Genomic DNA, 25,008 nt, shown 5'->3' on the forward strand with positions numbered 1-25,008 from the left:
TGAGGAACAGCAACTTTGCAAAGCCCGCTTCCTGCGCATTGCTGACCTTAATGCAGTGCGTAGCATCGCTCCGGGGGGCAAGTGGATTGGAATGGCCGCAATTCCCTTTGGGACATGTAGCTTTCGCAGGTGCAGAGAACGCGGGGAATCCGCCCATTGTATTGATCTAAACAGACTGCCCTCACAGCTTCTCAATGAGCTCCGGCCCATCATCCGCTGGCCGAAACCGCTTGCCCGGGTGGTCGCGCAATACAGCGCCCGCACCGAGCCGCGTGTCCGAACTGCCACCCACAGGCGTCCCAATTCAACGGGTCAAGAATGACCGGGATGCTTGGTGTCGGGGCGCTGGTAATACTTGTTTCACCGAACCAGCCGGGTAGTCTTTGCTCGCAATATGGAGCATCGCAAATGTTGAGAATCGTTCTGGCCTGGATCTTCCTTTGCTCTGCGGTTGCAGCCGGAAACGTTCCGGACTGCGGGCTGTATGCATATCGGGTTGAAATCACCCGCGTGATTGATTGCGACACTATTGTCGCAGACATCGACCTCGGCTTTGATATTTGGCTTCACAAAGAGCATTTGAGGCTCTTTGCGATCCAGGCAGAAGAGCGAAACGAGAAAGGATTTATGCCTGCAAAGATCGCCCTTGAGCAGCGTCTCGCGGGCCAGGATGTCTATATCTGCACGGTCAAGAGCGCGCGTTCCGAGGCTGAGAGAACGGGTTCATTTGGTCGATATCTGGCGACCGTATATGTCAACGGCGAAAACGTGAATGAATGGCTTGTGCGCGAAGGTCACGCGACCCGGTACGAGGACTGCGGGAAACCATCGGTTGGTGACGCGATGACGGCAGGTAGCCGAATCGCGACGTTCATACAAGGCGCAGTGAAGGCTCTCCACTGCACAGATACCTTCGGGAATTACTTCGGGACTCAGACTCCCGAAGCTACCATTTTGTTCCCTATTTTTCCCATTTCAGGGCCACGAAGCGTGCCGCACTTCAATGAAAGTTGGGGCGTAAGTATCTCATGTTGCTGAATTTTGTTTGGAGTCCTTTGGAGCGGGTAGCGAGAATCGAACTCGCGCGTTCAGCTTGGGAAGCTGACAGGCTACCATTACATCATACCCGCGCCCGTACCGCAGAGCTTTATGCGGCGCTGCGGAGGGCGTCAATAGCGCCGCTCCAGTTTTCTCGCGTCTAGCCGCGCCGCCGTCGCCGCCGTCCGCCACTGGTGTCCGCATCGCCACCGCCCGCATTAAAGGACACATCCGGAAGCCTGACGACAGTCTTGAGGATCGGGTAGGGTTCCGTGGCATTGGGAATCGCCGAAGCATTGACGAAATGCTCCTGAAACCGGGGCTCTACCGCAGTTTCGATCTTTTCGATCTGGCGAACGGTTGCCTCGATTTCCCGCCGTGCATCAATATTCAACAGGGCGATGCGGGCCCCGGTTCCGGCCGCATTCCCGGCGCTTGTCACCTTGTCAAGCGGGCAATCCGGGATCATGCCCAGCACCATGGCGTGTTTGGCCGAGATATGGGCGCCAAACGCCCCGGCCAGCACCACACGATCAACCGTTTCAACGCCGATCTTGTCCATCAACAGGCGCGCTCCGGAATAAAGCGCGGCCTTGGCCATCTGAATCGCGCGAATATCCGGGTTGGTGACAGTGATCCTCGGGCCGCCCTCGGCCGTCCCATCCCACAGGAGATAGGCATGTGTGCGCCCTTCCGGCACGCAGCGGGCGCTGCCGGTCTGGGCCGCCGACCCGATCAGGCCCGAGGCATCGAGCAGGCCCGCAAGGCGCATTTCAGCAATCACCTCGATGATGCCAGAGCCGCAGATCCCCGAAATTCCGGTCGTTGCGATGCTTTCTCCGAACCCCGGCTGGTCAGACCAAATCTCGGAGCCAATCACCCTGAACCGGGGCTCCTTGGTTTCGGGATTGATCTCCACCCGTTCAATCGCCCCGGGGGCTGCGCGCTGTCCTGAGGAGATCTGAGCCCCCTCAAAGGCCGGGCCGGTGGGAGAGGAACAGGCGAGAACCCTGTCCTTGTTGCCCAACAGGATCTCCGCATTGGTGCCGACGTCCACCACCAGAACGAGATCGTCAGATTTGTCGGGCGCCTCAGAGAGCGCAACCGCGGCGGCATCGGCACCCACATGACCCGCGATACAGGGCAGCAGATACACCCGGGCCGCCGGATGCAGGTCAAGATTGAGATCATGCGCCTTGAGGGTCAGCGCATTGGAGGTCGCCAATGCAAAGGGAGCCTGCCCCAGCTCGAAAGGGTCAATGCCGATAAAGAGGTGGTGCATGACCGGATTGCAGACAAACACAGCATCCATGATCAGCGACGGATCGATTTCGGCCTCGGCGGAGATCTGCGCGAAGAGGGCATTCATCCCCTCCTGCACCGCCCGGGTCATTTCCTTGTCGCCGCCCTTGTTCATCATCGAATAGGAAACGCGGCTCATCAGATCTTCGCCAAATCTGATCTGCGGGTTCATGATCCCGGAGGAGGCCACAACCTCGCCGCTCTTTAGGTCACACAGGTGGGCCGCAATGGTGGTGGAGCCGAGATCGACCGCCAGCCCATAGATCGTGCCGTCATAGTAGCCCGGCCAGATATGCATAATGCGCGGTGGCTGATTGGCGTCGCCCTGATGGAGGGCAACAGTGACGTTCCAGCCGCCTTTGCGCAGCACGGGCTGAAGCGTTTGGATGACATGAAGGTCGCAATTTACATCTTTGATTTGCCACTGTTTGTCCAGTGCTTCACACAGCCGTTCGAGGTCTCCGGTCGGCTTGTGCATGTCAGGTTCTTCCACCTCGACATAGACCAGACGGACGGATGGATTGAGGGTGATATCGCGCGCCTCGGCCCGTTTGCGGACAACTTGTTTGTGGACCTGACTTTCGGGCGGAACGTCAATGACCACGTCCTTTTCTATCTTGGCCTGACAGCCAAGGCGACGCCCGTCGATCAGGCCGCGCTTGTCCTTGTAGCGCTGTTCAACCTTGTTCCACTCCGACAGCGCATCATCGGCAACGCTCACCCCGTGTTTGGCGAAATCCCCATAGGACGGCGTAATCTGGCATTTCGAACAAATGCCGCGCCCGCCACAGACAGAATCCAGATCCACGCCCAGTTGACGTGCGGCGGTCAGAACCGGGGTGCCTGTCGGGAAACGTCCGCGCTTGCCGGATGGGGTAAACACAACGAGGGGATCGTTTGACATGCCTCTAGCCTTTATGTTCCGAAACTCATGCGGAGCATATGTCACTTTTTGCAGCGTGAAAGGCAAGCACCGTCACTTCCTGTTCCAGGGGCGGCATCGAGGTTGCAAATCTGCATTGAATTCCGCGCTCAAAGGAGCGGTCACGCCCGAGACAGGCGCATCTACGGGCGCATCGATGGGCGCGTCTTTGAGGCGCTAAGATGCGGGAAGCTCGCGAAAATGGCCGCAGCCTCTTTCCCCTGTTGGGAAACTGTGCAATAGGGTCACCGCCAAACGGTATTATGCATGGGGAAGACAGATGCAGATTCGTGAGGCTCTCACATTTGACGATGTTTTGCTGGTTCCGGCCGCGTCCAGCGTGCTGCCAAATACGGCGGATACGCGCACTCGGGTGACCCGCGCGATCTCGCTCAACATTCCGCTGCTGAGTTCGGCCATGGATACGGTCACGGAATCGCGCATGGCGATCAGCATGGCGCAGGCCGGGGGGATGGGCGTGATCCACAAGAACCTCGATATTCTGGAGCAGGCGCGACAGGTACGCCGGGTGAAGCGGTTCGAGAGCGGGATCGTGTACAACCCGATCACCCTCCGGCCCAACCAGACGCTTGCGGATGCCAAGGCCCTGCAGGAGCGCTACCGGGTGACAGGGTTTCCGGTCGTCGACGAAAATGGCCGGGTCGTGGGCATCGTGACCAACCGTGACATGCGCTTTGCCTCTGATGATCGGACGCCGGTTTCCGTGATGATGACTTCGGAAAATCTGGCCATGCTTCAGGAGCCGGCAGAGCGCGAAGAAGCAATATCCCTGATGAAAGCCCGGCGGATTGAAAAGCTGTTGGTGACCGACAAGAACGGCAAACTGACCGGGCTTTTGACCCTGAAGGATACGGAACAGGCGGTCCTGAATCCGACCGCTTGCAAGGACCAGCTGGGCCGGTTGCGTGTGGCGGCTGCCAGTTCTGTCGGCGATAGCGGCTTTGAACGGTCAGAAGCGCTGATCGATGCGGGCGTCGATATTGTGGTGGTTGACACGGCCCATGGCCATTCCGCCGGGGTTATCGAAGCCGTCAAGAGAATCAAAGCACAATCGAACGAAGTTCAAGTGATTGCGGGCAATGTGGCGACCGCTGCTGCGACCCGGGCACTGATCGATGCGGGCGCGGATGCGATCAAGGTGGGCATCGGACCCGGATCCATCTGCACGACCCGTATGGTGGCGGGTGTCGGGGTGCCGCAATTGACCGCGATCATGGATTGCGCCAGTGCCTCCGGGGATACGCCGGTGATTGCCGACGGCGGTATCAAGTTCTCCGGCGATTTTGCCAAAGCGATTGCGGCGGGGGCATCCTGCGCGATGGTCGGCTCGATGATTGCGGGCACAGACGAAAGCCCGGGCGAGGTCATTCTCTACCAGGGGCGCTCGTTCAAATCCTACCGGGGCATGGGGTCCATGGGCGCGATGGCCCGCGGCTCGGCGGATCGGTATTTCCAGAAAGACGCCGCTAGCGACAAGCTTGTTCCCGAAGGCATCGAAGGGCAGGTCCCCTACAAAGGCTCTGCCGGTGCGGTCATTCACCAGCTGGTGGGTGGCTTGCGGGCTGCTATGGGGTATACCGGCTGCGCCACCGTCGACGAGATGCGGACGAACTGTGAATTTGTGCGCATTACCGGCGCGGGTCTGAAGGAGAGCCATGTGCATGATGTGCAAATTACGCGCGAGTCGCCGAACTACCGCATTGGCTGAGCTGCTGCTGGCCACCTGTGACCATCCCGGAGCCCGCGCATGACCCCGGCTGCTCGCATTCAGGCCGCGATCGAGTGTCTCGACGACATATTCGCCGGAACCCCGGCGGAAAAGTCGCTTACCAATTGGGCGCGGCGGAGCCGCTATGCCGGATCCAAGGACCGCGCGGCGGTGCGGGACCACGTGTTTCAGTCGCTGCGCTGTCTGCGATCTCACGCCGCCCTTGGGGGCAGCAAGACCGGGCGCGGGCTTCTGGTCGGCGCGTTGCGGGAGGACGGGATTGACCCGGCCGGTGTCTTTACCGGAGAGGGCCACGCGCCATCCCCGTTGAGTGACGCCGAACGCGCGGCGTCCCAGAGCTTTGACACGACGGCAGAGGAATACGATATTCCCGAATGGCTCTGGCCTCTGTTCCAACGCAGCCTTGGCCAGGGTGCCTTGGATGCTGCCGGGGCTCTGCGCTCACGGGCGCCAGTGTTCCTGCGTGTCAATCTGAACAAGACCACCGTGCCGGAGGCCATTGCGCGTCTGTCAGGCGAGGAGGTCCTGGCCGAAGCCCACGGGGCAGCGACTTCGGCGCTCCGAGTGACGCAGGGCGCGCGCCGGATCAAGAATACCCAAAGTTACCTCCAGGGCTTTGTGGAATTGCAGGACGCAGCCAGTCAGGCCGTTGTCGATGCCCTTCCACTGCAAGACGACATGCGGGTTCTGGACTATTGCGCGGGCGGCGGGGGCAAGGCTCTGGCAATGGCGGCACGGGCGCGGCTTGCGCTCTTTGCCCATGACATCGACCCGCGCCGGATGAAGGACCTGCCGCAGCGGGCTGAACGGGCAGGGGTCCGTGTGACCACTCTGACGACCGAAGACCTGACGAATGTGGCGCCGTTTGATCTGGTGCTGTGTGATGCCCCCTGCAGCGGCTCCGGCTCGTGGCGGCGTGATCCCGAGGGGAAATGGCGTCTCAGCCAGGATCGGCTGGAGGAGCTGGTCGCGCTTCAGGCGTCCATATTGGATGAGGCCGCCGGGCTTGTCAGCGCGCAGGGCCGACTTGCCTTTGCCACATGCTCGATGCTGGATGTGGAAAATGGTATGCAGGCGGAGCAATTTCTGAACCGCAACCCCGAGTGGCAGCAGCTGTCCGAGGTCTTTTGGCAGGTGCAAAATGGGACAGACGGGTTCTATGTTGCAGTGTTCCAGCGTAGAAAGTGAATTAATCCCTTGGAAAGTTTTGTCATCCGGGCCGTTAGTTAACTTCGCTTTAACCAACAATGCCGTGATAGTGCGGCATGAAAAATGCTGACGGAGCCGAAATGATCGGTCGCCCCACCTCGATTGTACCGGACCTGAAGGGGCAGAGCCCTGAGCAGATCCGGCTGATCGTGACCCTGTGTCTCGCGGGAGGTCTTGTGATCGTCCCTTGGATATTGCCGGTTCCCGACTGGGCCGCCCGCGCGGTGATCGCGGTTGGTCTGACATTGGCGGGGGTCGCGACAATCATCCTGTACCAGACGCGGATTCAGGGGCGCGCCCGGGCCATGGCCAGTGAGCTGCTGAGCGGTTTTATCGACAAGGACGCCTCGCCCAGTTTCGTGACCGATGAAGACGGGCTGATTCACGCCTGTAACACCTCGGCCCTGAAACGGTTTGAAAGCAGCGAAAGCGAAACCTTGTCAGGAACTATGAGGTCGGTTCTGGCAAATCCGTCGGCGGTTTTGTTTCGCTTGCAAAGCCGGGCGAAACTCGAAGGATCAGCGCGCGAAGATATCGTGACAAGGCGGGGTCATGTCCGCCTGTCGGTGCATGAGATGGCCAATGGAAGTTTCCTGTGGCGCGTTGAGGACATGGGCGACCGCCCGGCCGGACGCACTGCGGATGCCAACCCGGTTCCGATGATCTCGGTCGGGCGCACCGGAGCGGTCTTGTTCATGAACGAGGCCGCCCGCAGCCTGATCGGCGAACGGGTGAAATCCACCGACCGTCTCTTTACATCGCTTCCGGTGGCGCCGGACCGGATCAACACCATCATGACAAAAACCGGACCCGTTGAGGTTCTGGTGAGTGAACAGGGGCGCGGGCAGGGGCGCAGCGAACTGTATTTCATGAAGGCCGAGGTCGAGGACAGTGGCACGCATACCGGGGTGGAAACATTGCCGGTGCCGCTCCTGAAAATCCGGCCGGAGGGCGAAGTGGTTCTGGTCAATCGCATGGCGATGCGTCTGCTTGGGATCGAACAGGCGGAGGGCGTGCATCTCGGCCAGCTCATGGAGGGGCTGGGGCGTCCGATGAACGATTGGCTGCATGAGACAGCGCATGGGCTGGCGCCGCATAAATCCGAATTCCTGCGCGTCAGCCGCAAGGACAAGGAGGTCTTTGTGCAGGTGACCCTGACCCGCGTGATCGAAGACGGCGAGACGCTGTTGATGGCGGTTCTGAACGATGCCACCGAGCTTAAAACGCTCGAGGCGCAGTTCGCACAAAGCCAGAAGATGCAGGCGATCGGGCAGCTGGCTGGTGGTGTCGCGCATGATTTCAACAACTTGCTGACTGCGATTTCAGGTCACTGCGACTTGTTGTTGTTGCGTCATGATCAGGGTGATCAGGATTTCGGGGATCTGATCCAGATTCATGAAAATGCCAACCGTGCCGCCGCATTGGTGAGCCAACTTCTGGCCTTCTCGCGGAAACAAACCCTCCAGCCCGAAGTTCTGGATATTCGCGAAACCCTGTCGGATCTGACACATCTCCTCAATCGGCTGGTGGGCGAGAAGGTCTCGCTGACGCTGAGCCATGATCCGGTCATGCGGTCGATCCGGGCGGACAAGCGTCAGCTGGAACAGGTCTTGATGAACCTCGTGGTGAATGCGCGCGATGCCATGCCGCATGGCGGCGAAATCCGTGTCGAGACCGAAGTCGTATCGCTGGACGCAACGCTGGAGCGGGATCGCGCTGTCGTGCCGCCCGGCGAGTGGGTCACCATCCAGGTCCATGACGAAGGCACCGGCATCGCGCCGGACAAGCTGCAGAAGGTCTTTGAACCTTTCTATACAACCAAGCGGACCGGCGAGGGCACGGGCCTTGGTCTGTCCACGGCCTACGGTATCATCAAGCAGACCGGCGGGTTTATCTTTGTCGACTCGGTGGTGAACCAAGGCACCAGATTCACGCTGTATTTCCCGGTCTATCGCAGCGATGGCGAAGAGCTGGACCCGACCCCGGAGCCGGTCCAGAAGGCGAAGGTCACGGCGCAGCACGGCGAGGGCGTGGTGCTGCTGGTCGAAGACGAAGCCCCGGTCCGGGCCTTTGCGTCGCGCGCCTTGCGCATGCGGGGCTACACGGTTCTGGAGGCCGAGTCCGCCGAGGACGCGCTGCACACGCTGGAAGACCCGAACCTGAGCGTCGATGTCTTTGTGACGGATGTGATCATGCCGGGGATGAATGGCCCCAGCTGGGTGCGCGAGGCGCTGAAGGAACGTCCGGGCACCAAGGTCGTCTTTGTATCCGGTTATTCCGAGGGCGCCTTTGGCGAAGCGGAGCCGGACATTCCCAACTCGGTCTTCCTGGCCAAGCCATTTTCGCTCAGCCAGCTGACGGAAACCGTTCATTCACAATTGCAGTGAGTGGGCGGGTGGCGGCTAGGCCCTGATCCTGGCGTAAAGCGCAAACTCCTCCGGGTGTTTGCGCTTTAGCTTTTCCAGCATGTCTTCGTGCAGCGTCACATCCGCCTGGGGGCTCACATTTTCAGGTTTTGTCTGGTAGGAAACGCCGATGCGATCCTGCAGGAAGGCGTGCAGGGCCTTTTGGTTTTCATAGGCAAACAAATGAGAGACGTGACAGCCATTGGGCTGTGCTTCCAGGAATTTGGCCTGGCTACCCACATTGGCATGCGGCGGCCGTTTTCCCCGGCAATAATCGTCAACGAAGGCATCAAAGCTCATCCCCTGCGTCGAAGTGGGTTGCCCGTCAAGATGCGGGCGTCTGCGAAACCGATACCAACTGCCGAGCCAGTCCACGGGCTCGCGCATTGTGGCCACCACCTCAAGCTCGGTGCCGCAGACCTTGTCAAACATCGGGCGGACCCATCGATTGTAGCGGTATACGGGCGAGTGTTTGAGCTCTGGCGGGTCCGAAATCACCATATCGGCATAGGGCCGCAGCGCCGTCATCAATGCGGTGGTTCCGGTTTTCGGGACCGACAACAGCACAAGCCTTGCGTGGAAAAAGACCATCATGACGTTAAAGCCCCGGTAATACTTCAAAGTGTTCCTGCTTTGTAAACTATTCTTTAACTCCGTTGCCAGTCCCTGAATGCAGGTGGATTTGGCTTGCAATGTTCTTGTTTTGACCCCATAAGGAACAAGAGGAGAACAAAGCAGTGATTGTCGTCCGCCTCCGGGTGTGACACATAGAGAAGGATACGGGTATTATGGCGGATCTATTGACCATGAAGGACGACAAGAAGAGCGGCGACAAGAAAAAGGCTCTGGACAGCGCGCTGGCCCAGATCGAACGGCAGTTCGGCAAGGGCTCGATCATGAAGCTTGGGGACGGTACGGCTCTGCAAGAGATCGAAGCCAGCTCCACGGGCTCGCTGGGGCTGGACATCGCGCTTGGCATCGGCGGTCTGCCGATGGGCCGGATCGTGGAAATCTACGGGCCCGAAAGCTCGGGCAAGACCACGCTGACACTGCACTGCATTGCCGAACAGCAAAAAAAGGGCGGTGTGTGCGCGTTTGTCGATGCAGAGCACGCGCTGGATCCGCAATACGCCAGGAAGCTTGGCGTGGATCTGGACGAATTGCTGATTTCCCAACCCGACACGGGTGAACAGGCGCTGGAGATCACGGACACGCTGGTGCGTTCCGGTGCGGTCAATATGGTGATCGTCGACTCCGTGGCGGCTCTCACTCCGAAGTCGGAACTCGAGGGCGACATGGGCGACAGCAGCGTGGGTGTGCACGCGCGTCTGATGAGCCAGGCAATGCGCAAACTCACCGGTTCGATCAGCCGGTCCAAATGCATGGTTATCTTTATCAACCAGATCCGCATGAAGATTGGCGTCATGTTTGGCTCGCCCGAGACAACGACAGGCGGCAATGCGCTGAAATTCTACTCTTCGGTGCGGCTGGACATTCGCCGTATCGGCGCCGTCAAAGACCGCGACGAAGTGGTCGGAAACAGCACGCGGGTCAAAGTGGTGAAGAACAAGGTGGCCCCGCCGTTCAAGCAGGTGGAGTTCGACATCATGTACGGCGAAGGGATCTCCAAGATGGGCGAGCTGCTTGATCTTGGCGTGATTGCCGGTGTCGTGAACAAATCCGGGGCCTGGTTCTCCTATGGGGACGAACGGATCGGTCAGGGACGGGAAAACGCCAAGACCTATCTGCGCGAGAACAGTCGCATTGCACTGGAAATCGAGGATAAAATCCGGGCTGCACATGGTCTGGAGTTCGATATGCCGCCAGAAGAAAAAGATGACGACGTATTATTTGAAGGCTGACAATGCCCGTCACTCGTGAAGAACTGGACGCGGCCCTGCCGCATGTGATGGCTGCCCCAAAGGACGGGGCGGCCATTTCCATGTTGTGCTTGCGGCCGGGGTATAACCAACGCAATTTCGTCGATGAAATTTCGGTCACACCTGAGGCGGGCATTGCGGGCGAGCGTTGGTCCACCCGCCCCTGGATGCGGCTGGAAGACGGCAGCCCGCATCCCGGCATCCAGATCTCCATTCTCCCGCAGCGGGTGTTGGATCTGGTCTGGCTGGAGCGTGAGACGACCACGCATCCGGGAGACACATTCATTGTCGATATGGATCTCTCAGAAGACAACCTCCCTGCGGGGCAATTGCTGCAGGTCGGATCTGCCAGGCTGCGGGTGTCTGATATCTTCAATGACGGCTGTGTGAAATGGAAAGTCCGCTACGGCGCTGAGGCGAAAGACTGGGTCGCGACACCGGAAAACCGTCCCCTGCGCCTGCGCGGTATCCTGTGTTCCGTGGAAAAATCAGGCACATTTCGGACCGGCGATCACCTGACAAAGGCATGACTCTGTCTTCGCGGGAGCATTCCCGTGAAAAACAGGGGAATAGGGTGCCTGTGCTTTGGGCGGTAGACAGGCCTGCGCGGGCGCGATAAACCGCCTAGGACTGTCACATTCACTTCAGAGAGCCGCGTTATATGCCCAGCTTGAACGACATCCGGTCGACCTTCCTCAATTACTTTGCCAAGCAGGGCCACGAGGTTGTGGACTCCAGTCCGCTGGTGCCACGAAATGACCCGACTTTGATGTTCACCAACTCCGGCATGGTTCAGTTCAAGAACTGTTTCACCGGGCTGGAAAAGCGGGACTATGTGCGCGCGACAACGGCGCAGAAATGCGTCCGGGCCGGCGGTAAGCACAACGATCTGGACAACGTCGGATATACGGCGCGCCACCACACGTTCTTTGAAATGCTGGGGAACTTTTCCTTCGGTGATTATTTCAAGGAGGAGGCAATTCCCTTCGCCTGGGAGTTGATCACGCGCGAGTTCGGAATTCCGCAGGACAAACTCTATACCACGGTTTATCACAACGACGACAAAGCCTTCGAAATTTGGAAGAAAGTCGGCGTACCAGAGAGCCGGATCATCCGTATCGCGACCTCTGACAATTTCTGGCAAATGGGCCCGACCGGTCCCTGCGGACCCTGTACCGAGATCTTTTTTGACCACGGCGACCATATCTGGGGCGGGCCTCCGGGCTCTGCGGAGGAAGATGGCGACCGGTTCATCGAGATCTGGAATGTGGTCTTCATGCAAAACGAGCAGTTCGAAGACGGCTCGATGAAGGCGCTGGACATGCAGTCGATTGACACTGGCATGGGGCTGGAACGGATCGGTGCCTTGTTGCAGGGCAGCCACGATAACTATGATACCGACCTGTTCAGATCGCTGATCGAGGCCTCGGCGGATGTCACCAATGTTGATCCCTATGGGGAGCAGAATGTCCACCACCGGGTCATCGCTGACCACCTGCGGTCGACCTCCTTCCTGATGGCAGATGGCGTCACGCCGTCAAATGACGGGCGTGGCTATGTGCTCCGCCGCATTATGCGCCGCGCCATGCGTCATGCGCATTTGCTGGGGGCAAAAGATCCGGTCATGCATAGGCTGGTGCCCGCTCTGGTCCAGCAGATGGGCGCGGCCTACCCTGAGCTGGGGCGGGCTCAGTCGATGATCGAAGAGACCCTCAAACTGGAGGAAACCCGGTTCAAGCAAACCCTTGATCGGGGTCTGAAACTTCTGGACGACGAACTGTCCGATCTTGAGGAGGGCGCGCCTTTGCCGGGTGCTGCGGCCTTCAAGCTATATGATACCTTCGGCTTCCCGCTGGACCTGACGCAGGACGCCCTGCGCGAAAAAGGGCGCGATGTGGACATCGAGGGATTTGACAGCGCCATGGCCGAGCAAAAGGCCAAGGCCCGTGCAGCCTGGGCGGGATCGGGCGAGGCGGTCGACAGCACAATCTGGTTTGATATCGCGGACAGCAAGGGAACCACGGATTTCCTTGGCTACGAGACCGAGCGGGCCGAGGGTCAGATCCTGGCCTTGGTCAAGGATGGCGCCATCGTGAACGAGGCGGGCGAGGGCGATAGTGTCCAGGTCGTGCTCAACCAAACGCCATTCTATGCGGAATCCGGTGGCCAGGTTGGGGATCAGGGCCAGATCCGCCTCGATGGTGGCAGCCTGCGGGTGACGGACACGAAAAAGGTCGCCGGCGTATTCATTCACATCGCGGAGGTTACCAATGGGTTGGTGACCACAGGTGCTGCCGCACAGCTGGAGGTCGATCACGCACGTCGTTCGGCCATTCGTGCAAATCATTCTGCCACACATCTGTTGCACGAGGCGCTGCGCGAGACGCTTGGCGATCATGTGGCGCAGCGCGGCTCGCTCAATGCGGATGATCGCCTGCGGTTCGATTTCAGCCACACCAAGGCGCTCAGCCAGGAGGAGCTGCTGAAGGTTGCAGGCGACGTCAATGCCTTCGTGCGCCAGAATACGGTTGTCGAGACCCGGATCATGACACCCGATGATGCCCGTGCGCTGGGTGCGCAGGCGCTGTTCGGTGAAAAATACGGCGATGAGGTGCGTGTGGTCTCCATGGGCACTGCTCAGACCGGCAAAGGTCTGGCGGGCGATACCTATTCGATCGAATTATGTGGGGGAACCCATGTAAAGCAGACCGGCGATATCGGCACTTTTGTCATTCTGGGGGACAGTGCCTCCTCCGCGGGTGTCCGGCGGATCGAAGCGCTGACAGGGGCTGCGGCTTTTGCGCATCTGGAACGCGAAGCCGCGCGAATGGCCGAGGTCGCGACCTCGCTCAAGGCGCAGCCGGCAGAGGTCATGGACCGCCTGAAGGCCCTGATGGATGAACGCAAGGCGTTGCAGAACGAGATTTCCAATCTCAAGCAACAGATTGCCATGGGTGGCGGGGCCGATGGCGGTGTTGAGGCGAAAAACATCGGCGGCAAGACCTTTGTCGGTCAGGCCTTGCAAGGCGTGTCCGGCAAGGATCTGCGTGGATTGGTCGATGCGCACAAACAGAAAATAGGCTCCGGTGTGATCCTCCTGATTGCCGAAGATGACGGAAAGGTCGCGGTTGCTGCCGGGGTGACGGATGATCTGAAGGCTGAAATTTCCGCTGTGGATGTGCTCAAGGCCGCAGTTCCCGCCGTCGGAGGAAAGGGCGGCGGTGGCCGTCCCGACATGGCGCAGGGCGGCGGCAAGGATTTCTCCGGCGCCCAGGAGGGGATCGCGGCGGCAGAGGCATTTCTCGCGGGCCAGTGACTGATTGAAACGATCAGTGCGGGCCATAGGGATCTGCATTGACCGGGAATGACCAAAGAAAATAGGAGGCCAGGATGCCTGCACTGTGGATTGCACATGTGACCGTGACCGATGCGGACGCCTACGGAAAATACGCCGAGCTGGCGGGACCGGCGATTGCCAAGCATGGCGGGGAGTTCATCGCCCGAGGCGGACGGTTTGTTCAGCTTGAGGGCAAGGAACGTCCCCGGAATGTGGTGGCAAAGTTCCCAAGCGTGGAGGCTGCGGTCGATTGTTATCACAGCCCTGAATATCAGGAGGCGCTTGCCCACGCGCGAAATGCGTCAGAACGCGAGTTGATGGTGGTTGAGACCAGCGACTGACAGATTTGACCGGCATTTTTGCAAGGCAGGGCACCTTTGGGTGCCCTTTCCTTTGCCTGAAACACCGTTTACCCATGTAAGCGGGACATTTGTTCTGCGCAGTGATCGAGCAACAAAAAAGGCCGCCAATACAGGCGGCCTTTTGTGGTCTTGCAGAGTTTATTGGTTGGCTTTGGCCATCCTCTTGCGCTCATGCGGGTCCAGATAGCGTTTGCGCAGACGCACGGAGCTTGGCGTGACCTCAACAAGCTCATCGTCGTTGATATAGGCAATCGCTTCTTCCAGAGAGAGCGTGATTGGCGTGGTCAGACGGACCGCATCGTCAGTACCCGAAGCCCGGACGTTGGTCAGCTTCTTGCCCTTCAGCGGGTTCACTTCGAGATCGTTTTCCCGGCTGTGCTCGCCGATGATCATACCCTGATAGATATCTGCCTGTGCGCCGATGAACATCTTGCCACGCTCTTCGAGGTTCCACAGAGCATATGCCACGGATTGGCCGTTCTCCATCGAGATCAGAACACCGGCGCGGCGGCCGGGGATCGCACCTTTATGCGCAGTCCAGCCGTGGAAAACGCGGTTCAGGACGCCGGTCCCGCGGGTATCCGTCAGGAATTCACCGTGGTAGCCGATCAGCCCGCGCGACGGCACATGGGCGATGATCCGGGTTTTGCCGGCGCCTGCCGGTTTCATCTCGACCAGTTCACCCTTGCGGTTGCCGGTGAGCTTTTCGATCACCACGCCGGAGTATTCGTCATCCACGTCGATGGTGGCTTCTTCGACGGGCTCCATCCGCTGACCGTTTTCTTCCTTGAACAGAACCTGCGGCCGGGAGATCGAGAGCTCAAACCCTTCGCGGCGCATGTTTTCGATCAAAACGCCCATCTGAAGCTCGCCGCGACCGGCCACCTCAAAGGCTTCACCGCCGGGCGTGTCTGTGACCTGGATCGCCACGTTCAGCTCTGCCTCTTTCATCAGGCGATCGCGAATGACCCGGGACTGGACCTTTTTGCCATCGCGGCCCGCCAGCGGACTGTCATTGATGCCAAAGGTTACGGTGATGGTCGGCGGATCGATTGGCTGCGCGGGCAGGGCTTCGGTGACCGAGGTATCGACCAGAGAGTCCGCAACCGTCGCCTTGGTCATACCGGCCAGAGTGACGATATCGCCGGCTTCGGCCCGATCGATAGGCTGCTGGGACAGACCGCGGAAGGCGAGGATCTTGGTGCAGCGGAAGTTCTCGATCAGCTCGCCCTCACGGGTCAGCGCTTTGAGGCTCTCGCCGACCTTGAGGGTGCCGCTTTCAACACGGCCCGTCAGAATACGACCCATGAACGGGTCGGAGCTGAGCGTGGTGGCCAGCATGCGGAAGGGATCGTTCATCTGCGCGATCTGTCGCGGAGCCGGTACGTGGTCTACGACCAGATCAAACAGCGCCGAGAGATCCTTGCGCGGGCCGTCGAGTTCCATATCCGCCCAGCCGGAGCGGCCGGAGGCGTACATGGACGGGAAATCGAGCTGATCATCATCGGCACCGAGGTTCGCAAACAGATCAAAGCACTCGTCCAATGCGCGATCGGGTTCCGCGTCGGGCTTGTCGACCTTGTTCAAGACGACGATCGGACGCAGGCCAAGCGCCAGCGCCTTGGAGGTCACGAATTTGGTCTGCGGCATCGGGCCTTCGGCGGCATCGACCAACAGGACAACACCGTCGACCATCGACAGAATGCGTTCGACTTCGCCACCAAAGTCGGCGTGGCCGGGGGTGTCGACGATATTGATGCGGGTGCCTTTCCACTCAACCGAGGTGGCTTTGGCGAGGATGGTAATGCCGCGTTCGCGTTCCAGATCGTTGGAATCCATGGCACGTTCTGCCACGGCCTGGTTTTCGCGGAACGCGCCGGATTGTTTCAGTAGCTCGTCAACCAGGGTCGTTTTACCGTGGTCAACGTGCGCGATGATCGCAATATTGCGCAGGTCCATGACTATGCCTTTAATTGGAGGTTGCCGCGCGCATACCGCGATACCCCGCCAAAGGCCAGAGGAAATGCGATCTGGAGGTGTTTCAAAGGCCGCTCTGTCGCGATGGCACTGGGTTATGGATGACCGGTGCTCGCGGAAAACAGGTGGATGACCAGAATGCCCAGGATGATGAGCCCCATTCCCAGGACGGCCGGCAGGTCGATCCTTTGGCCAAACACCACGAAACCGATCGCGGCGATCAGCACAATGCCGAGACCGGACCAGATGGCGTAGACAATCCCGACCGGCATCACCTTCAATGTGAGACTCATCAGGAAGAAGGACGCGCCGTAAGCGACGATGACAATCAGGACGGGCACCAGCCGGGTAAACTGCTGGCTGGCCTGCAGCGCTGTCGTTCCGATGGTTTCGGCCAAAACTGCGGCGAGCAGGTAGAGGTAGTGCATCTCTTGTCCTCATGCGTCGGTGTTTCAGGGTGCATACCCTTGAAATCCTGACATTCGCCCGGATGCAAGCAGAGAGTGCGGGGGGCGGTGGGATGGATCAAGGAGAGAGGCGCTATAGGCGATTATGGGCGGTAAACCAGGGCAACAACAACTCTCTGAGATGGGCCCAGACATCTGGAACGCCTCGGGCAACCTTGCTGCCGACCCGAGTGTCCAGTTGCGGCAAGCTCACATCATAATCGACCCAGCTGCCGCCGCCATTGGCGAGGTTCAACAGCACCGGCTGTATGCGGTCTATGGATTTGGCAAAAACCGCATCGCCGCTTTCGGCGGCTTCGAAGTCCTGCCAGAGTTCCATGCAGTTTTCCGCCTGCGGGAGCGGCAGCAATCCAAATATCCGCTGCGCAGCCCTGTGTTCTGCGGCCTCGATCCGCGCCGCTTCAGCCGCATCGGGCGCGGAATGTATCGGTACGTCACCGGCGTCGATTTCCACCAGATCATGCAGCAGCAACATGGTCAGCACGCGATCAAGATCAATCCCTGCGACACTATGCGGGGACAGAATCCACGCATACATCATGATATGCCAGCTGTGTTCGGCTGAATTCTCCTGTCGCGTTCCGGCGGCAATCTTCGAGGCGCGCAATACCGTCTTGAGCCGGTCTGCTTCGGCCAGGAACGCCAGCCGCGCGGCAAAGGCATCCTGGGGCAGGGAGGCCCCTGCAATCAATGCCGTCGCTGCATCATAGGCCTCGGGGAATCTGTCTTTGAGACATGTAGCCCGCCCGGTGGCCAGGTTTTCCCGCACGACCCGCATGTGATCACGGAGCGGCTGATCTGCATATAGGGTTTGAAAAATGGGCTGACAGTAATCCAGCGCCTTGGCAAAGCGGGCATCGGCGCTTTCGGCCAATTCAAATTCCACCCATAGCGCGGTCAGTTCACGCCCCTGCTCCGTCGGCAGCAGGCCAAAGATGCGGCGTTGAGCCTGTTGTTCGGCCAAGGCCACGGCGTCCCAGTCGGTCGGTTCATCAATCGGATGGTCACCGACGTCGATCTCTACGATGTCATGCAGCAGCAGCATCCGGATGACCCGCGGAATGGACACCTCCGGGGCGGCGTAGGGCGCGAGTGCGAGCGCGTAGAGCGCCAGATGCCAGCTGTGCTCTGCCGAGTTTTCCTGTCGGCTACCGTCCAGCAGCAGGTTTTGACGATCCACCTCGCGCAGGCGTTCGATTTCGGCCAGGAATTCGAATTGCCGCTGCAAGGATGTTGTCATTTCGGGAGTTTGGCCTGTTTGGAGTGTGCTTCAGCCTCAAGAGCGGCCTTGGCAGCTTCGAGGCGCGTGTTCAGGAACGCCCGCGCCTTGCGCTCGGCAAGGCGAACGCGGATTTCGGTCAGGAAGGCTTCTTCGAGGGATTGCGAGGCCGCCCCCAGAACCTGGGCGACCTCCATGAACATGCGGTCTTCGCCAAGCGCATCCTGGACCTTGAGCGTATCTTCGGCCAATTGGGCCGCCAGCTCGTCCAGCGTGGCCATCAGCGGGAGCTTTCCGTCAGCCGCCGCTTCACATAATCGTTCACACTGCCGATCATCGTGTCCATGTGGCTGTCCTGGAAGAAGTGATCCGCTCCCTCGACCTCCGTATGGGTGATGGTGATTCCCTTCTGCTCGTGCAGTTTGTTCACGAGGTTCACGGTATCCGCAGGTGGAGCCACGCGATCTGCCGTGCCATTAATGATCAATCCGGACGACGGGCAGGGCGCCAGGAACGAGAAATCATACATGTTGGCAGGCGGCGCAACCGAGATGAATCCCGTGATCTCCGGACGGCGCATCAGCAGCTGCATGCCAATCCACGCGCCGAATGAAAAACCGGCAACCCAGCAATGCTTGGAATTGTTGTTCATGGATTGCAGATAATCCAATGCGGAGGCCGCATCGGACAATTCGCCGACACCCTGGTCGTATTCGCCCTGCGACCGGCCGACACCGCGGAAATTGAACCGCAGGACCGTGAAGCCCATATTATAGAATGCGTAGTGGAGGTTATAGACCACTTTGTTGTTCATCGTGCCGCCGAATTGCGGATGAGGATGCAACACGATTGCGATCGGCGCGTCCTTTTCCTTTTGCGGGTGATAACGGCCTTCCAGGCGTCCTTCGGGTCCGGGGAAAATGACCTCAGGCATGGGTGGGTGGATCCTACTCTCTTTTGGCGGGGATGCCGGAGACAAATACTTGACGACTTTTCTCTGGCACCTTAGAACTATTCTAAAGAGGCGCGGGTTGGCACCGGCACCTTGTCAAGGTGAGATACGCATTGACAAGGGTATCGTCAATCGTTTGCTGCCTTTTCGGTGAAAGGGTGAAGAAATGAAGCTTTCGACAAAGGGACGATACGCGATGGTGGCCTTGGCCGATATCGCGATGCACCCGGCCAAGGGACTGGTCGTTTTGGCAGATATTTCCAAGCGCCAGGATATTTCCCTGCCATATCTGGAACAGTTGTTTGTGAAACTGCGCCGGGCTGGGCTGGTGGCGTCTGTGCGCGGGCCGGGCGGTGGCTATCGTCTTGCAAAGCCCGCGACCGAGATCCGTGTTGTTGAGATTCTGGCGGCCGTGGATGAAACCGTCGACGCCATGCACAAAGGCGCCGGGGTGTCCGGTGGCGCATGTGGCAGTCGCGAACAATCCCTCACCAACCGGCTCTGGGAAGGGTTGAGCGCGCATGTCTATGTGTTCCTGCACCAGACCCGGTTGTCCGATGTGATCGAAAACGATCTGGCGCCGTGTCCTGCGGTTCCGAACCTCTTTGCGGTTGTCGACGAGTAACCATATCTAACTCACTCCCGGCCGTCAGAACGTCAAAATCCAAACGTCAAAAAAGATGTCTCCATGACCCGTGTCTATCTCGATCACAATGCCACGTCGCCGCTCCGCCCCGAAGCGCGCGATGCGATGATTGCGGCGATGGAGTATTGCGGCAATCCGTCGTCGGTTCATGCAGAAGGCCGTGCGGCTAAGGCCGTGGTGGAGCGCGCCCGGGCACAGATTGCATCGGCTTTTGGTGCGGATGGTTCAGATGTTGTTTTCACCTCCGGTTCCACAGAGGGGGCTGCGCTGGCCTTGGCGGGGCGGAAATTACACGGGGCACCAGTTGAACATGACGCCGTAAGGGCCTGGATTGATGAGGATCTGAAGGTTCTCACGGATGGGCGCGTCATTGTGGATGACCCGTCGCAGAGTTGCCTGCAATTGGCCAATTCCGAAACCGGTATCCTTCAGGACTTGCCCGATGGTCTGGCCGTGACGGATGCGACGCAGGTCTTTGGAAAGCTGCCGGTGGCCTTCAACTGGATGGGGGCCACAATGGCCCTGATTTCGGCGCATAAACTCGGTGGACCAAAGGGCGTGGGTGCTGTTGTGATCAGGCGCGGGACCGAGCTCAGCGCGCAGATCAAGGGCGGCGGCCAGGAAATGGGACGTCGCTCCGGAACGGAAAATGTCATTGGAATTGCAGGCTTCGGCGCCGCAGCTGAAGCTTCTGCACGGGATTTGGACGCGGGGGTATGGGATCGGGTTGCACAACTTAGAAATATTCTAGAAAACGTGCTTGCGACGAACTGCCCTGAAACTATTTTTATAGGTCAGGAGGCGCGCCGCCTGCCGAACACCTCGTGTTTCGCGACCCCCGGCTGGAAGGGCGAAACACAGGTCATGCAAATGGATCTGGCGGGTTTTGCGATCAGTGCAGGCAGCGCTTGCTCCAGTGGCAAGGTGCGCGCCAGTGCGGTTCTGACCGCGATGGGATTTGACGAAACCACGGCCCAGGGTGCGATCCGCGTGTCGCTCGGGCCGGAGACGACGGAAACAGAAGTGCTGTGCTTTGCGGAAGCGTGGTGCGCCAAACAGAAAAAACATCGCGCCCGTTCGGCGTGAGTTCAGGAGAACACGATGGCCGCTCTGGACCAATTCGAAGCAAAAGAAGGTGTTGATCAGGAAACGGTGGATGCCGTTCGTGACGTCAGTACCTACAAATATGGTTGGGACACCGATATTGAGATGGAATACGCCCCCAAAGGCGTGAACCCGGATATCGTGCGACTGATCTCTGGCAAGAACGAAGAGCCGGAATGGATGACCGAATGGCGTCTGCAGGCCTTTGAACGCTGGACGGGGATGAAAGAGCCGAACTGGGCTATGGTCAGCTACCCCGAGATCGACTTTCAGGACCAGTATTACTATGCCCGTCCCAAGAGCATGGAAACCCGGCCGAAGTCTCTGGACGAGGTCGATCCCAAGCTTTTGGCAACCTACGAAAAGCTTGGCATCCCATTGAAAGAACAGATGCTTTTGGCTGGTGTCGAAGGCGCGGAAGATGCGCCGGACGAAGGTCGCAAGGTGGCGGTCGATGCTGTGTTCGACTCGGTTTCCGTCGGCACCACCTTTCAGGCGGAGCTGAAAAAGGCGGGGGTGATCTTCTGCTCCATATCAGAGGCCATCCGCGAGCACCCAGAACTGGTCAAAAAGTATCTCGGCACGGTCGTCCCGGCGTCGGACAACTTTTATGCGACGCTGAATTCCGCTGTCTTTTCAGACGGATCCTTCGTCTACGTGCCGCCGGGCGTGCGCTGCCCGATGGAGCTGTCGACCTATTTCCGCATCAATGCGGAGAACACCGGCCAGTTTGAACGCACATTGATCATTGCCGACAAGGGCAGCTACGTGAGCTACCTTGAGGGCTGCACGGCGCCCCAGCGCGACACGGCCCAGCTGCATGCGGCGGTGGTCGAGATCATCATCGAAGAAGATGCCGAAGTGAAATATTCCACCGTTCAGAACTGGTATCCGGGCGATGAGAACGGCAAAGGCGGCATCTACAACTTTGTGACCAAGCGGGCCGATTGCCGGGGCGACCGGGCCAAGGTGATGTGGACACAGGTCGAAACCGGTTCTGCGGTCACCTGGAAATATCCCTCCTGCATCCTGCGCGGCGAAGAGAGCCAGGGCGAGTTCTATTCAATCGCCATTGCGAACAATATGCAGCAGGCCGACACCGGCACAAAGATGATCCACCTCGGTAAAAACACCAAGAGCCGGATCGTGTCCAAAGGGATCTCGGCGGGCAAGGCGCAGAACACCTACCGCGGGCTCGTCTCGATGCATCCGAAGGCGAAGAACAGCCGCAACTACACGCAATGCGACTCTCTTTTGATCGGGGACAAATGTGGCGCCCATACCGTGCCCTATATCGAGGTGAAGAATAACTCCTCGCGCGTGGAGCACGAGGCCACGACCTCGAAGGTGGATGACGATCAGCTGTTCTATTGCCGCCAGCGCGGCATGGACGAGGAAGAGGCCGTCGCTCTGGTGGTGAACGGGTTCTGCAAGGATGTTCTTCAGGCTCTGCCGATGGAGTTCGCCATGGAAGCGCAGCAGCTGGTTGCCATTTCCCTCGAAGGGTCCGTCGGTTAACGGTCGCCATAGTCAAGGACGCAGCGGTCGCCCGGCGACGGCAGGAGATTTCGCATGGATTTTGATCCGGCAAAACTGGCAGAGTTTACCGGCCGTATGGTCGCCGGAGAGCCTGTGGGCTTTCCGGGGCTTGACCTCCATGCCTGCGACATCTCCGGCCGTCGTTTCGTCTTTGCGGTGGATATGAAACGCGACCCAATTCAGCGTGCCCTCCGCGAGGGAAAATTCTACGAAGAGGAAGAGCTCTCGCTGGTGAAGTCGATCTTCCCGTTCGGGGGCACTTTCGTGGATATCGGTGCAAATGTCGGCAACCATAGCCTCTATGTCGCGAGTTTTCTGACCGCTGCAAAGGTCATCCCGTTCGAGCCAAACCCCAAAGCGTTGAAACTTCTGCTGGCCAATATCGCGATGAACGGTCTGACGGATCGTTTCGATCTCAGCCATCTGGGGCAGGGCGTGGCGAGGAGTCCGGGCACCGGCTTTGGGATCGAGGACAGAAACAGGAACCTTGGCGCCGCCCGGATGCGTGCTGGCGAAGGGGAGATCCGGGTCACGACGGGCGACATCGCGCTTGTCAACGATGCCCCGGATTTCATCAAGATCGATGTTGAAGGCATGGAAATAGACGTGCTCTGCGGTCTTCGGGAGACAATCGCCCGGTGTCAGCCTGCTTTGCTTGTCGAAGTGGACCGTGACAATGACACAGCCTTTCATGCGCTGCTTGACGAGATCGGTTACTGCGTCGTCCAGACGTTGCAGCACTACCGACAAAACAAGAATTACGTTGTCAAACCGCGTCCGGATGACGCGGCTGGGCAAGGATAGAAGATAAATATCCGCACCTTGTGACGGATTGTCAGAGACAAAAGGACGAATAGAAATGCTTGAGATCAAGAACCTGCACGTAAAACTTGAAGAAGAGGACAAGCAGATCCTCAAGGGTGTGAACCTGACCGTGGAAGCGGGCAAGGTGCATGCGATCATGGGGCCGAACGGCTCTGGAAAATCCACCCTGTCCTATGTGTTGGCGGGCAAGGACGGCTATGAGGTCACCGAGGGTTCGGCAACTTTGGCGGGCGAGGAATTGCTGGAGCTGGAGCCGGAAGAACGCGCCGCGCTTGGTGTGTTTCTTGCGTTCCAATACCCCGTCGAAATCCCCGGCGTCGGCAATATGACGTTCCTGCGGACCGCGGTGAATGCACAGCGCAAAGCGCGGGGCGAAGAGGAACTCTCGGCCTCTGATTTTCTGAAGGTCGTGCGTGAAAAGGCGAAAACGCTGAAGATCGACGCCGATATGCTCAAGCGTCCGGTCAATGTCGGCTTCTCCGGTGGTGAGAAGAAGCGGAACGAAATCCTGCAGATGGCGATGCTGGAACCCAAGATGTGCATTCTGGACGAGACCGACTCTGGTCTGGACGTCGACGCCATGAAACTGGTTGCGGACGGGGTGAATGCGCTGCGGGATGAGGGACGGGGATTTCTCGTGATCACGCACTACCAGCGTCTTCTGGACCACATCAAACCGGACGTTGTTCATATTATGGCCGATGGCCGGATCATCAAGACCGGCGGTCCTGAGCTGGCGCTTGAGGTGGAGAACAACGGCTACGCAGACATCCTCGCCGAGGTGGCATAATGGCGCTTCCTGAGTTGAAACAATCCACGACAGAGGCGCGCCTGGCGTCATTGTCGATGCCCGCTGGTGGCTGTCTCGAGGCTGCGCGACGTGCGGCGATCTCACGTGTGCAGGCCACCGGGCTTCCTGATCGTCGGGACGAGTATTGGAAATACACCCGACCCGATACACTCACTGTCGCCGAGGCCCCGAAGGCGGCCGTCTTTGACAGCGGCGAAGAACCGATGTTCGATGCATTCGACCGCATCAAGATCGTATTCGTCGATGGAGTGTTTGACGCGGCGGCGTCCGATGATCTGGCCCTGGAGGGTGTGAGCATCGAGCGTCTCGCGGATCTTGCTGGCAAAGATATCCATTGGAGCAAGGACATATACGGCGTTCTTGAAGCGCGTGGACAATCCCCGGTGGAGCGTCCTCTTGCCGCACTGAACACAGGCTATGCCACGGATGGTGTTGTCATCCATGTGACGGGACGCCCCTCCAAGCCGATCAATCTGGTCTATCGCCACCAGAGTGACAGCTCGGATGCGATGCTTCATCACGTGGTCAAAGTGGACAGCGGTGCCGAGGCGACCATTCTGGAAAACGGCCCGGCCGCATCGCGGTTCAGTCACGTGATGGAGATCGACATTGCCGATACCGGAACGCTTCATCTGGTGCGGGCGCAAGGCCGTGACCACGAGCTGCGGAACGCAACGCATCTGTTCGCCCGCCTCGGCCGCGAGTCCGTCTTCAAGAGCTTCACGTTGACGGTGAACGGTGTTCTTACGCGCAATGAGGCCGTGATTGAATTCCTGGGTGATGATGCGGTTGCCCATGTGGCGGGAGCCTGCGTCGGAGACGGCGACTTCCACCATGATGACACGGTGTTCGTGACCCACGATGCGGTAAATTGCGAAAGCCGTCAGGTTTTCAAAAAGGTTCTCCGCAATGGCGCCACAGGCGTGTTCCAAGGCAAGATCCTGGTGAAGGAAGGCGCTCAAAAGACTGACGGCTATCAGATTTCGCAATCTTTGTTGCTGGATGACGATAGCCAGTTTCTTGCCAAGCCGGAGCTGGAAATCTACGCCGACGATGTGGCCTGCTCGCACGGGTCAACCTCTGGTGCGATCGACGAGGACGGTCTCTTCTACCTCCGTTCGCGCGGCGTGCCCGAAGCCGAGGCAACCGACCTGATGACACTCGCTTTCCTGGCCGAGGCCGTGGAAGAAATCGATAGCGATGACATTGCAGCCTCGATCAATGACCGCCTCTACGGCTGGTTGGCGCGGCGGCGCTGAGTTC

The 25,008-nt window shown here is 59.2% G+C and carries 21 protein-coding genes and 1 tRNA gene; 14 read left to right on the plus strand and 8 right to left on the minus strand.

Translation table 11 applies throughout. The annotated features are described in order from the left end of the window. Nucleotides 1-318 precede the first annotated feature (318 nt). Nucleotides 319-1,038, plus strand: coding sequence for a thermonuclease family protein (locus tag FGE21_RS16850; RefSeq protein WP_139664586.1), 720 nt, complete (start codon nucleotides 319-321; stop codon nucleotides 1,036-1,038). A gap of 18 nt (nucleotides 1,039-1,056) precedes the next feature. Here the strand turns inward: FGE21_RS16850 and FGE21_RS16855 are convergent. Both FGE21_RS16855 and FGE21_RS16860 read right to left on the minus strand, forming a co-directional pair. Beyond that, nucleotides 1,057-1,130, minus strand: a tRNA-Gly gene (locus tag FGE21_RS16855). A 68-nt stretch (nucleotides 1,131-1,198) separates the two neighbouring features. Continuing rightward, nucleotides 1,199-3,244 carry an ASKHA domain-containing protein gene (locus FGE21_RS16860; RefSeq protein WP_139664587.1) on the minus strand — a complete coding sequence of 682 codons (2,046 nt, stop codon included), beginning with the start codon at nucleotides 3,242-3,244 and terminating at the stop codon, nucleotides 1,199-1,201. A gap of 298 nt (nucleotides 3,245-3,542) precedes the next feature. On the opposite strand from FGE21_RS16860, the gene guaB reads away from it, so the two are divergent. The 3 genes from guaB to FGE21_RS16875 all read left to right on the plus strand — a co-directional run bounded on the left by guaB (nucleotide 3,543) and on the right by FGE21_RS16875 (nucleotide 8,608). After that, on the plus strand, nucleotides 3,543-4,991 hold the full coding sequence (gene guaB, locus FGE21_RS16865) for an IMP dehydrogenase (RefSeq protein WP_139664588.1): 1,449 nt from the start codon (nucleotides 3,543-3,545) through the stop codon (nucleotides 4,989-4,991). Nucleotides 4,992-5,030: 39 nt separating this feature from the next. Next, on the plus strand, nucleotides 5,031-6,200 hold the full coding sequence (locus tag FGE21_RS16870) for an RsmB/NOP family class I SAM-dependent RNA methyltransferase (RefSeq protein WP_139664589.1): 1,170 nt from the start codon (nucleotides 5,031-5,033) through the stop codon (nucleotides 6,198-6,200). Nucleotides 6,201-6,301: 101 nt separating this feature from the next. Further along, the gene (locus FGE21_RS16875) at nucleotides 6,302-8,608 is read left to right on the plus strand and encodes an ATP-binding protein (protein ID WP_139664637.1); all 2,307 of its coding nucleotides are present in this window, start codon (nucleotides 6,302-6,304) and stop codon (nucleotides 8,606-8,608) included. 15 nt (nucleotides 8,609-8,623) lie between these two features. On the opposite strand, the gene FGE21_RS16880 is transcribed toward FGE21_RS16875, so the two are convergent. Then, entirely contained in the window at nucleotides 8,624-9,220 is a 597-nt protein-coding gene (locus tag FGE21_RS16880) for a gamma-glutamyl kinase (protein ID WP_139664638.1), read from the minus strand. 194 nt (nucleotides 9,221-9,414) lie between these two features. Here FGE21_RS16880 and recA point away from each other — a divergent pair, with 194 nt between their 5' ends. The 4 genes from recA (at nucleotide 9,415) to FGE21_RS16900 (ending at nucleotide 14,184) form a co-directional block, all read left to right on the plus strand. Then, nucleotides 9,415-10,488, plus strand: a complete 1,074-nt coding sequence (gene recA, locus FGE21_RS16885; protein ID WP_139664590.1) for a recombinase RecA — start codon at nucleotides 9,415-9,417, stop codon at nucleotides 10,486-10,488. Nucleotides 10,489-10,490: 2 nt separating this feature from the next. Continuing rightward, nucleotides 10,491-11,036, plus strand: coding sequence for a hypothetical protein (locus tag FGE21_RS16890; protein ID WP_139664591.1), 546 nt, complete (start codon nucleotides 10,491-10,493; stop codon nucleotides 11,034-11,036). A gap of 131 nt (nucleotides 11,037-11,167) precedes the next feature. Then, nucleotides 11,168-13,822 (plus strand): alanine--tRNA ligase, encoded by a 2,655-nt coding sequence (alaS, locus tag FGE21_RS16895; RefSeq protein WP_139664592.1) that lies wholly within the window; start codon nucleotides 11,168-11,170, stop codon nucleotides 13,820-13,822. 74 nt (nucleotides 13,823-13,896) lie between these two features. Beyond that, on the plus strand, nucleotides 13,897-14,184 hold the full coding sequence (locus tag FGE21_RS16900) for a DUF1330 domain-containing protein (protein ID WP_139664593.1): 288 nt from the start codon (nucleotides 13,897-13,899) through the stop codon (nucleotides 14,182-14,184). A 159-nt stretch (nucleotides 14,185-14,343) separates the two neighbouring features. On the opposite strand, the gene typA is transcribed toward FGE21_RS16900, so the two are convergent. The 5 genes from typA to FGE21_RS16925 all read right to left on the minus strand — a co-directional run bounded on the left by typA (nucleotide 14,344) and on the right by FGE21_RS16925 (nucleotide 18,802). Further along, complete coding sequence (gene typA / locus FGE21_RS16905; RefSeq protein WP_139664594.1) at nucleotides 14,344-16,164, minus strand: translational GTPase TypA; 1,821 nt, start codon at nucleotides 16,162-16,164, stop codon at nucleotides 14,344-14,346. A 113-nt stretch (nucleotides 16,165-16,277) separates the two neighbouring features. Further along, nucleotides 16,278-16,610: a multidrug efflux SMR transporter gene (locus FGE21_RS16910; protein ID WP_139664595.1), complete on the minus strand. Its 333-nt coding sequence runs from the start codon at nucleotides 16,608-16,610 to the stop codon at nucleotides 16,278-16,280. 112 nt (nucleotides 16,611-16,722) lie between these two features. Further along, a complete protein-coding gene (locus tag FGE21_RS16915) occupies nucleotides 16,723-17,889 on the minus strand; it encodes an HD domain-containing protein (RefSeq protein WP_139664596.1) in 1,167 nt (388 codons plus the stop codon). Then, a complete protein-coding gene (locus tag FGE21_RS16920) occupies nucleotides 17,886-18,149 on the minus strand; it encodes a hypothetical protein (RefSeq protein ID WP_139664597.1) in 264 nt (87 codons plus the stop codon). The genes FGE21_RS16915 and FGE21_RS16920 overlap by 4 nt, the downstream gene beginning before the upstream one ends. After that, on the minus strand, nucleotides 18,149-18,802 hold the full coding sequence (locus FGE21_RS16925; protein WP_139664598.1) for an alpha/beta hydrolase: 654 nt from the start codon (nucleotides 18,800-18,802) through the stop codon (nucleotides 18,149-18,151). Before FGE21_RS16925 ends, FGE21_RS16920 begins: the two co-directional genes overlap by 1 nt. A gap of 184 nt (nucleotides 18,803-18,986) precedes the next feature. On the opposite strand from FGE21_RS16925, the gene FGE21_RS16930 reads away from it, so the two are divergent. The 6 genes from FGE21_RS16930 (at nucleotide 18,987) to FGE21_RS16955 (ending at nucleotide 25,004) form a co-directional block, all read left to right on the plus strand. After that, nucleotides 18,987-19,445 (plus strand): Rrf2 family transcriptional regulator, encoded by a 459-nt coding sequence (locus FGE21_RS16930; RefSeq protein WP_139664599.1) that lies wholly within the window; start codon nucleotides 18,987-18,989, stop codon nucleotides 19,443-19,445. Nucleotides 19,446-19,508: 63 nt separating this feature from the next. Then, on the plus strand, nucleotides 19,509-20,552 hold the full coding sequence (locus FGE21_RS16935) for a cysteine desulfurase family protein (protein ID WP_139664600.1): 1,044 nt from the start codon (nucleotides 19,509-19,511) through the stop codon (nucleotides 20,550-20,552). Nucleotides 20,553-20,567: 15 nt separating this feature from the next. Next, nucleotides 20,568-22,088, plus strand: coding sequence for a Fe-S cluster assembly protein SufB (gene sufB, locus FGE21_RS16940; protein WP_139664601.1), 1,521 nt, complete (start codon nucleotides 20,568-20,570; stop codon nucleotides 22,086-22,088). Between the two features lie 54 nt (nucleotides 22,089-22,142). After that, a complete protein-coding gene (locus tag FGE21_RS16945; RefSeq protein ID WP_139664602.1) occupies nucleotides 22,143-22,913 on the plus strand; it encodes an FkbM family methyltransferase in 771 nt (256 codons plus the stop codon). A gap of 55 nt (nucleotides 22,914-22,968) precedes the next feature. Then, nucleotides 22,969-23,724: a Fe-S cluster assembly ATPase SufC gene (sufC, locus tag FGE21_RS16950; RefSeq protein ID WP_139664603.1), complete on the plus strand. Its 756-nt coding sequence runs from the start codon at nucleotides 22,969-22,971 to the stop codon at nucleotides 23,722-23,724. Next, a complete protein-coding gene (locus FGE21_RS16955; protein ID WP_139664604.1) occupies nucleotides 23,724-25,004 on the plus strand; it encodes a SufD family Fe-S cluster assembly protein in 1,281 nt (426 codons plus the stop codon). The genes sufC and FGE21_RS16955 overlap by 1 nt, the downstream gene beginning before the upstream one ends. Nucleotides 25,005-25,008 lie beyond the last annotated feature (4 nt).

The sequence above is a fragment of the Phaeobacter sp. B1627 genome, from assembly GCF_006265095.1.
Lineage (GTDB): Bacteria > Pseudomonadota > Alphaproteobacteria > Rhodobacterales > Rhodobacteraceae > Epibacterium.

Excerpts from the sequence above, each read along its gene's own strand:
- FGE21_RS16850 (WP_139664586.1), top strand. The coding sequence starts at position 319 with ATGACCGGGATGCTTGGTGTCGGGGCGCTGGTAATACTTGTTTCACCG.
- FGE21_RS16860 (WP_139664587.1), bottom strand. The coding sequence starts at position 3,244 with ATGTCAAACGATCCCCTCGTTGTGTTTACCCCATCCGGCAAGCGCGGA.
- guaB (WP_139664588.1), top strand. The coding sequence starts at position 3,543 with ATGCAGATTCGTGAGGCTCTCACATTTGACGATGTTTTGCTGGTTCCG.
- FGE21_RS16870 (WP_139664589.1), top strand. The coding sequence starts at position 5,031 with ATGACCCCGGCTGCTCGCATTCAGGCCGCGATCGAGTGTCTCGACGAC.
- FGE21_RS16875 (WP_139664637.1), top strand. The coding sequence starts at position 6,302 with ATGATCGGTCGCCCCACCTCGATTGTACCGGACCTGAAGGGGCAGAGC.
- FGE21_RS16880 (WP_139664638.1), bottom strand. The coding sequence starts at position 9,220 with ATGATGGTCTTTTTCCACGCAAGGCTTGTGCTGTTGTCGGTCCCGAAA.
- recA (WP_139664590.1), top strand. The coding sequence starts at position 9,415 with ATGGCGGATCTATTGACCATGAAGGACGACAAGAAGAGCGGCGACAAG.
- FGE21_RS16890 (WP_139664591.1), top strand. The coding sequence starts at position 10,491 with ATGCCCGTCACTCGTGAAGAACTGGACGCGGCCCTGCCGCATGTGATG.
- alaS (WP_139664592.1), top strand. The coding sequence starts at position 11,168 with ATGCCCAGCTTGAACGACATCCGGTCGACCTTCCTCAATTACTTTGCC.
- FGE21_RS16900 (WP_139664593.1), top strand. The coding sequence starts at position 13,897 with ATGCCTGCACTGTGGATTGCACATGTGACCGTGACCGATGCGGACGCC.
- typA (WP_139664594.1), bottom strand. The coding sequence starts at position 16,164 with ATGGACCTGCGCAATATTGCGATCATCGCGCACGTTGACCACGGTAAA.
- FGE21_RS16910 (WP_139664595.1), bottom strand. The coding sequence starts at position 16,610 with ATGCACTACCTCTACCTGCTCGCCGCAGTTTTGGCCGAAACCATCGGA.
- FGE21_RS16915 (WP_139664596.1), bottom strand. The coding sequence starts at position 17,889 with ATGACAACATCCTTGCAGCGGCAATTCGAATTCCTGGCCGAAATCGAA.
- FGE21_RS16920 (WP_139664597.1), bottom strand. The coding sequence starts at position 18,149 with ATGGCCACGCTGGACGAGCTGGCGGCCCAATTGGCCGAAGATACGCTC.
- FGE21_RS16925 (WP_139664598.1), bottom strand. The coding sequence starts at position 18,802 with ATGCCTGAGGTCATTTTCCCCGGACCCGAAGGACGCCTGGAAGGCCGT.
- FGE21_RS16930 (WP_139664599.1), top strand. The coding sequence starts at position 18,987 with ATGAAGCTTTCGACAAAGGGACGATACGCGATGGTGGCCTTGGCCGAT.
- FGE21_RS16935 (WP_139664600.1), top strand. The coding sequence starts at position 19,509 with ATGACCCGTGTCTATCTCGATCACAATGCCACGTCGCCGCTCCGCCCC.
- sufB (WP_139664601.1), top strand. The coding sequence starts at position 20,568 with ATGGCCGCTCTGGACCAATTCGAAGCAAAAGAAGGTGTTGATCAGGAA.
- FGE21_RS16945 (WP_139664602.1), top strand. The coding sequence starts at position 22,143 with ATGGATTTTGATCCGGCAAAACTGGCAGAGTTTACCGGCCGTATGGTC.
- sufC (WP_139664603.1), top strand. The coding sequence starts at position 22,969 with ATGCTTGAGATCAAGAACCTGCACGTAAAACTTGAAGAAGAGGACAAG.
- FGE21_RS16955 (WP_139664604.1), top strand. The coding sequence starts at position 23,724 with ATGGCGCTTCCTGAGTTGAAACAATCCACGACAGAGGCGCGCCTGGCG.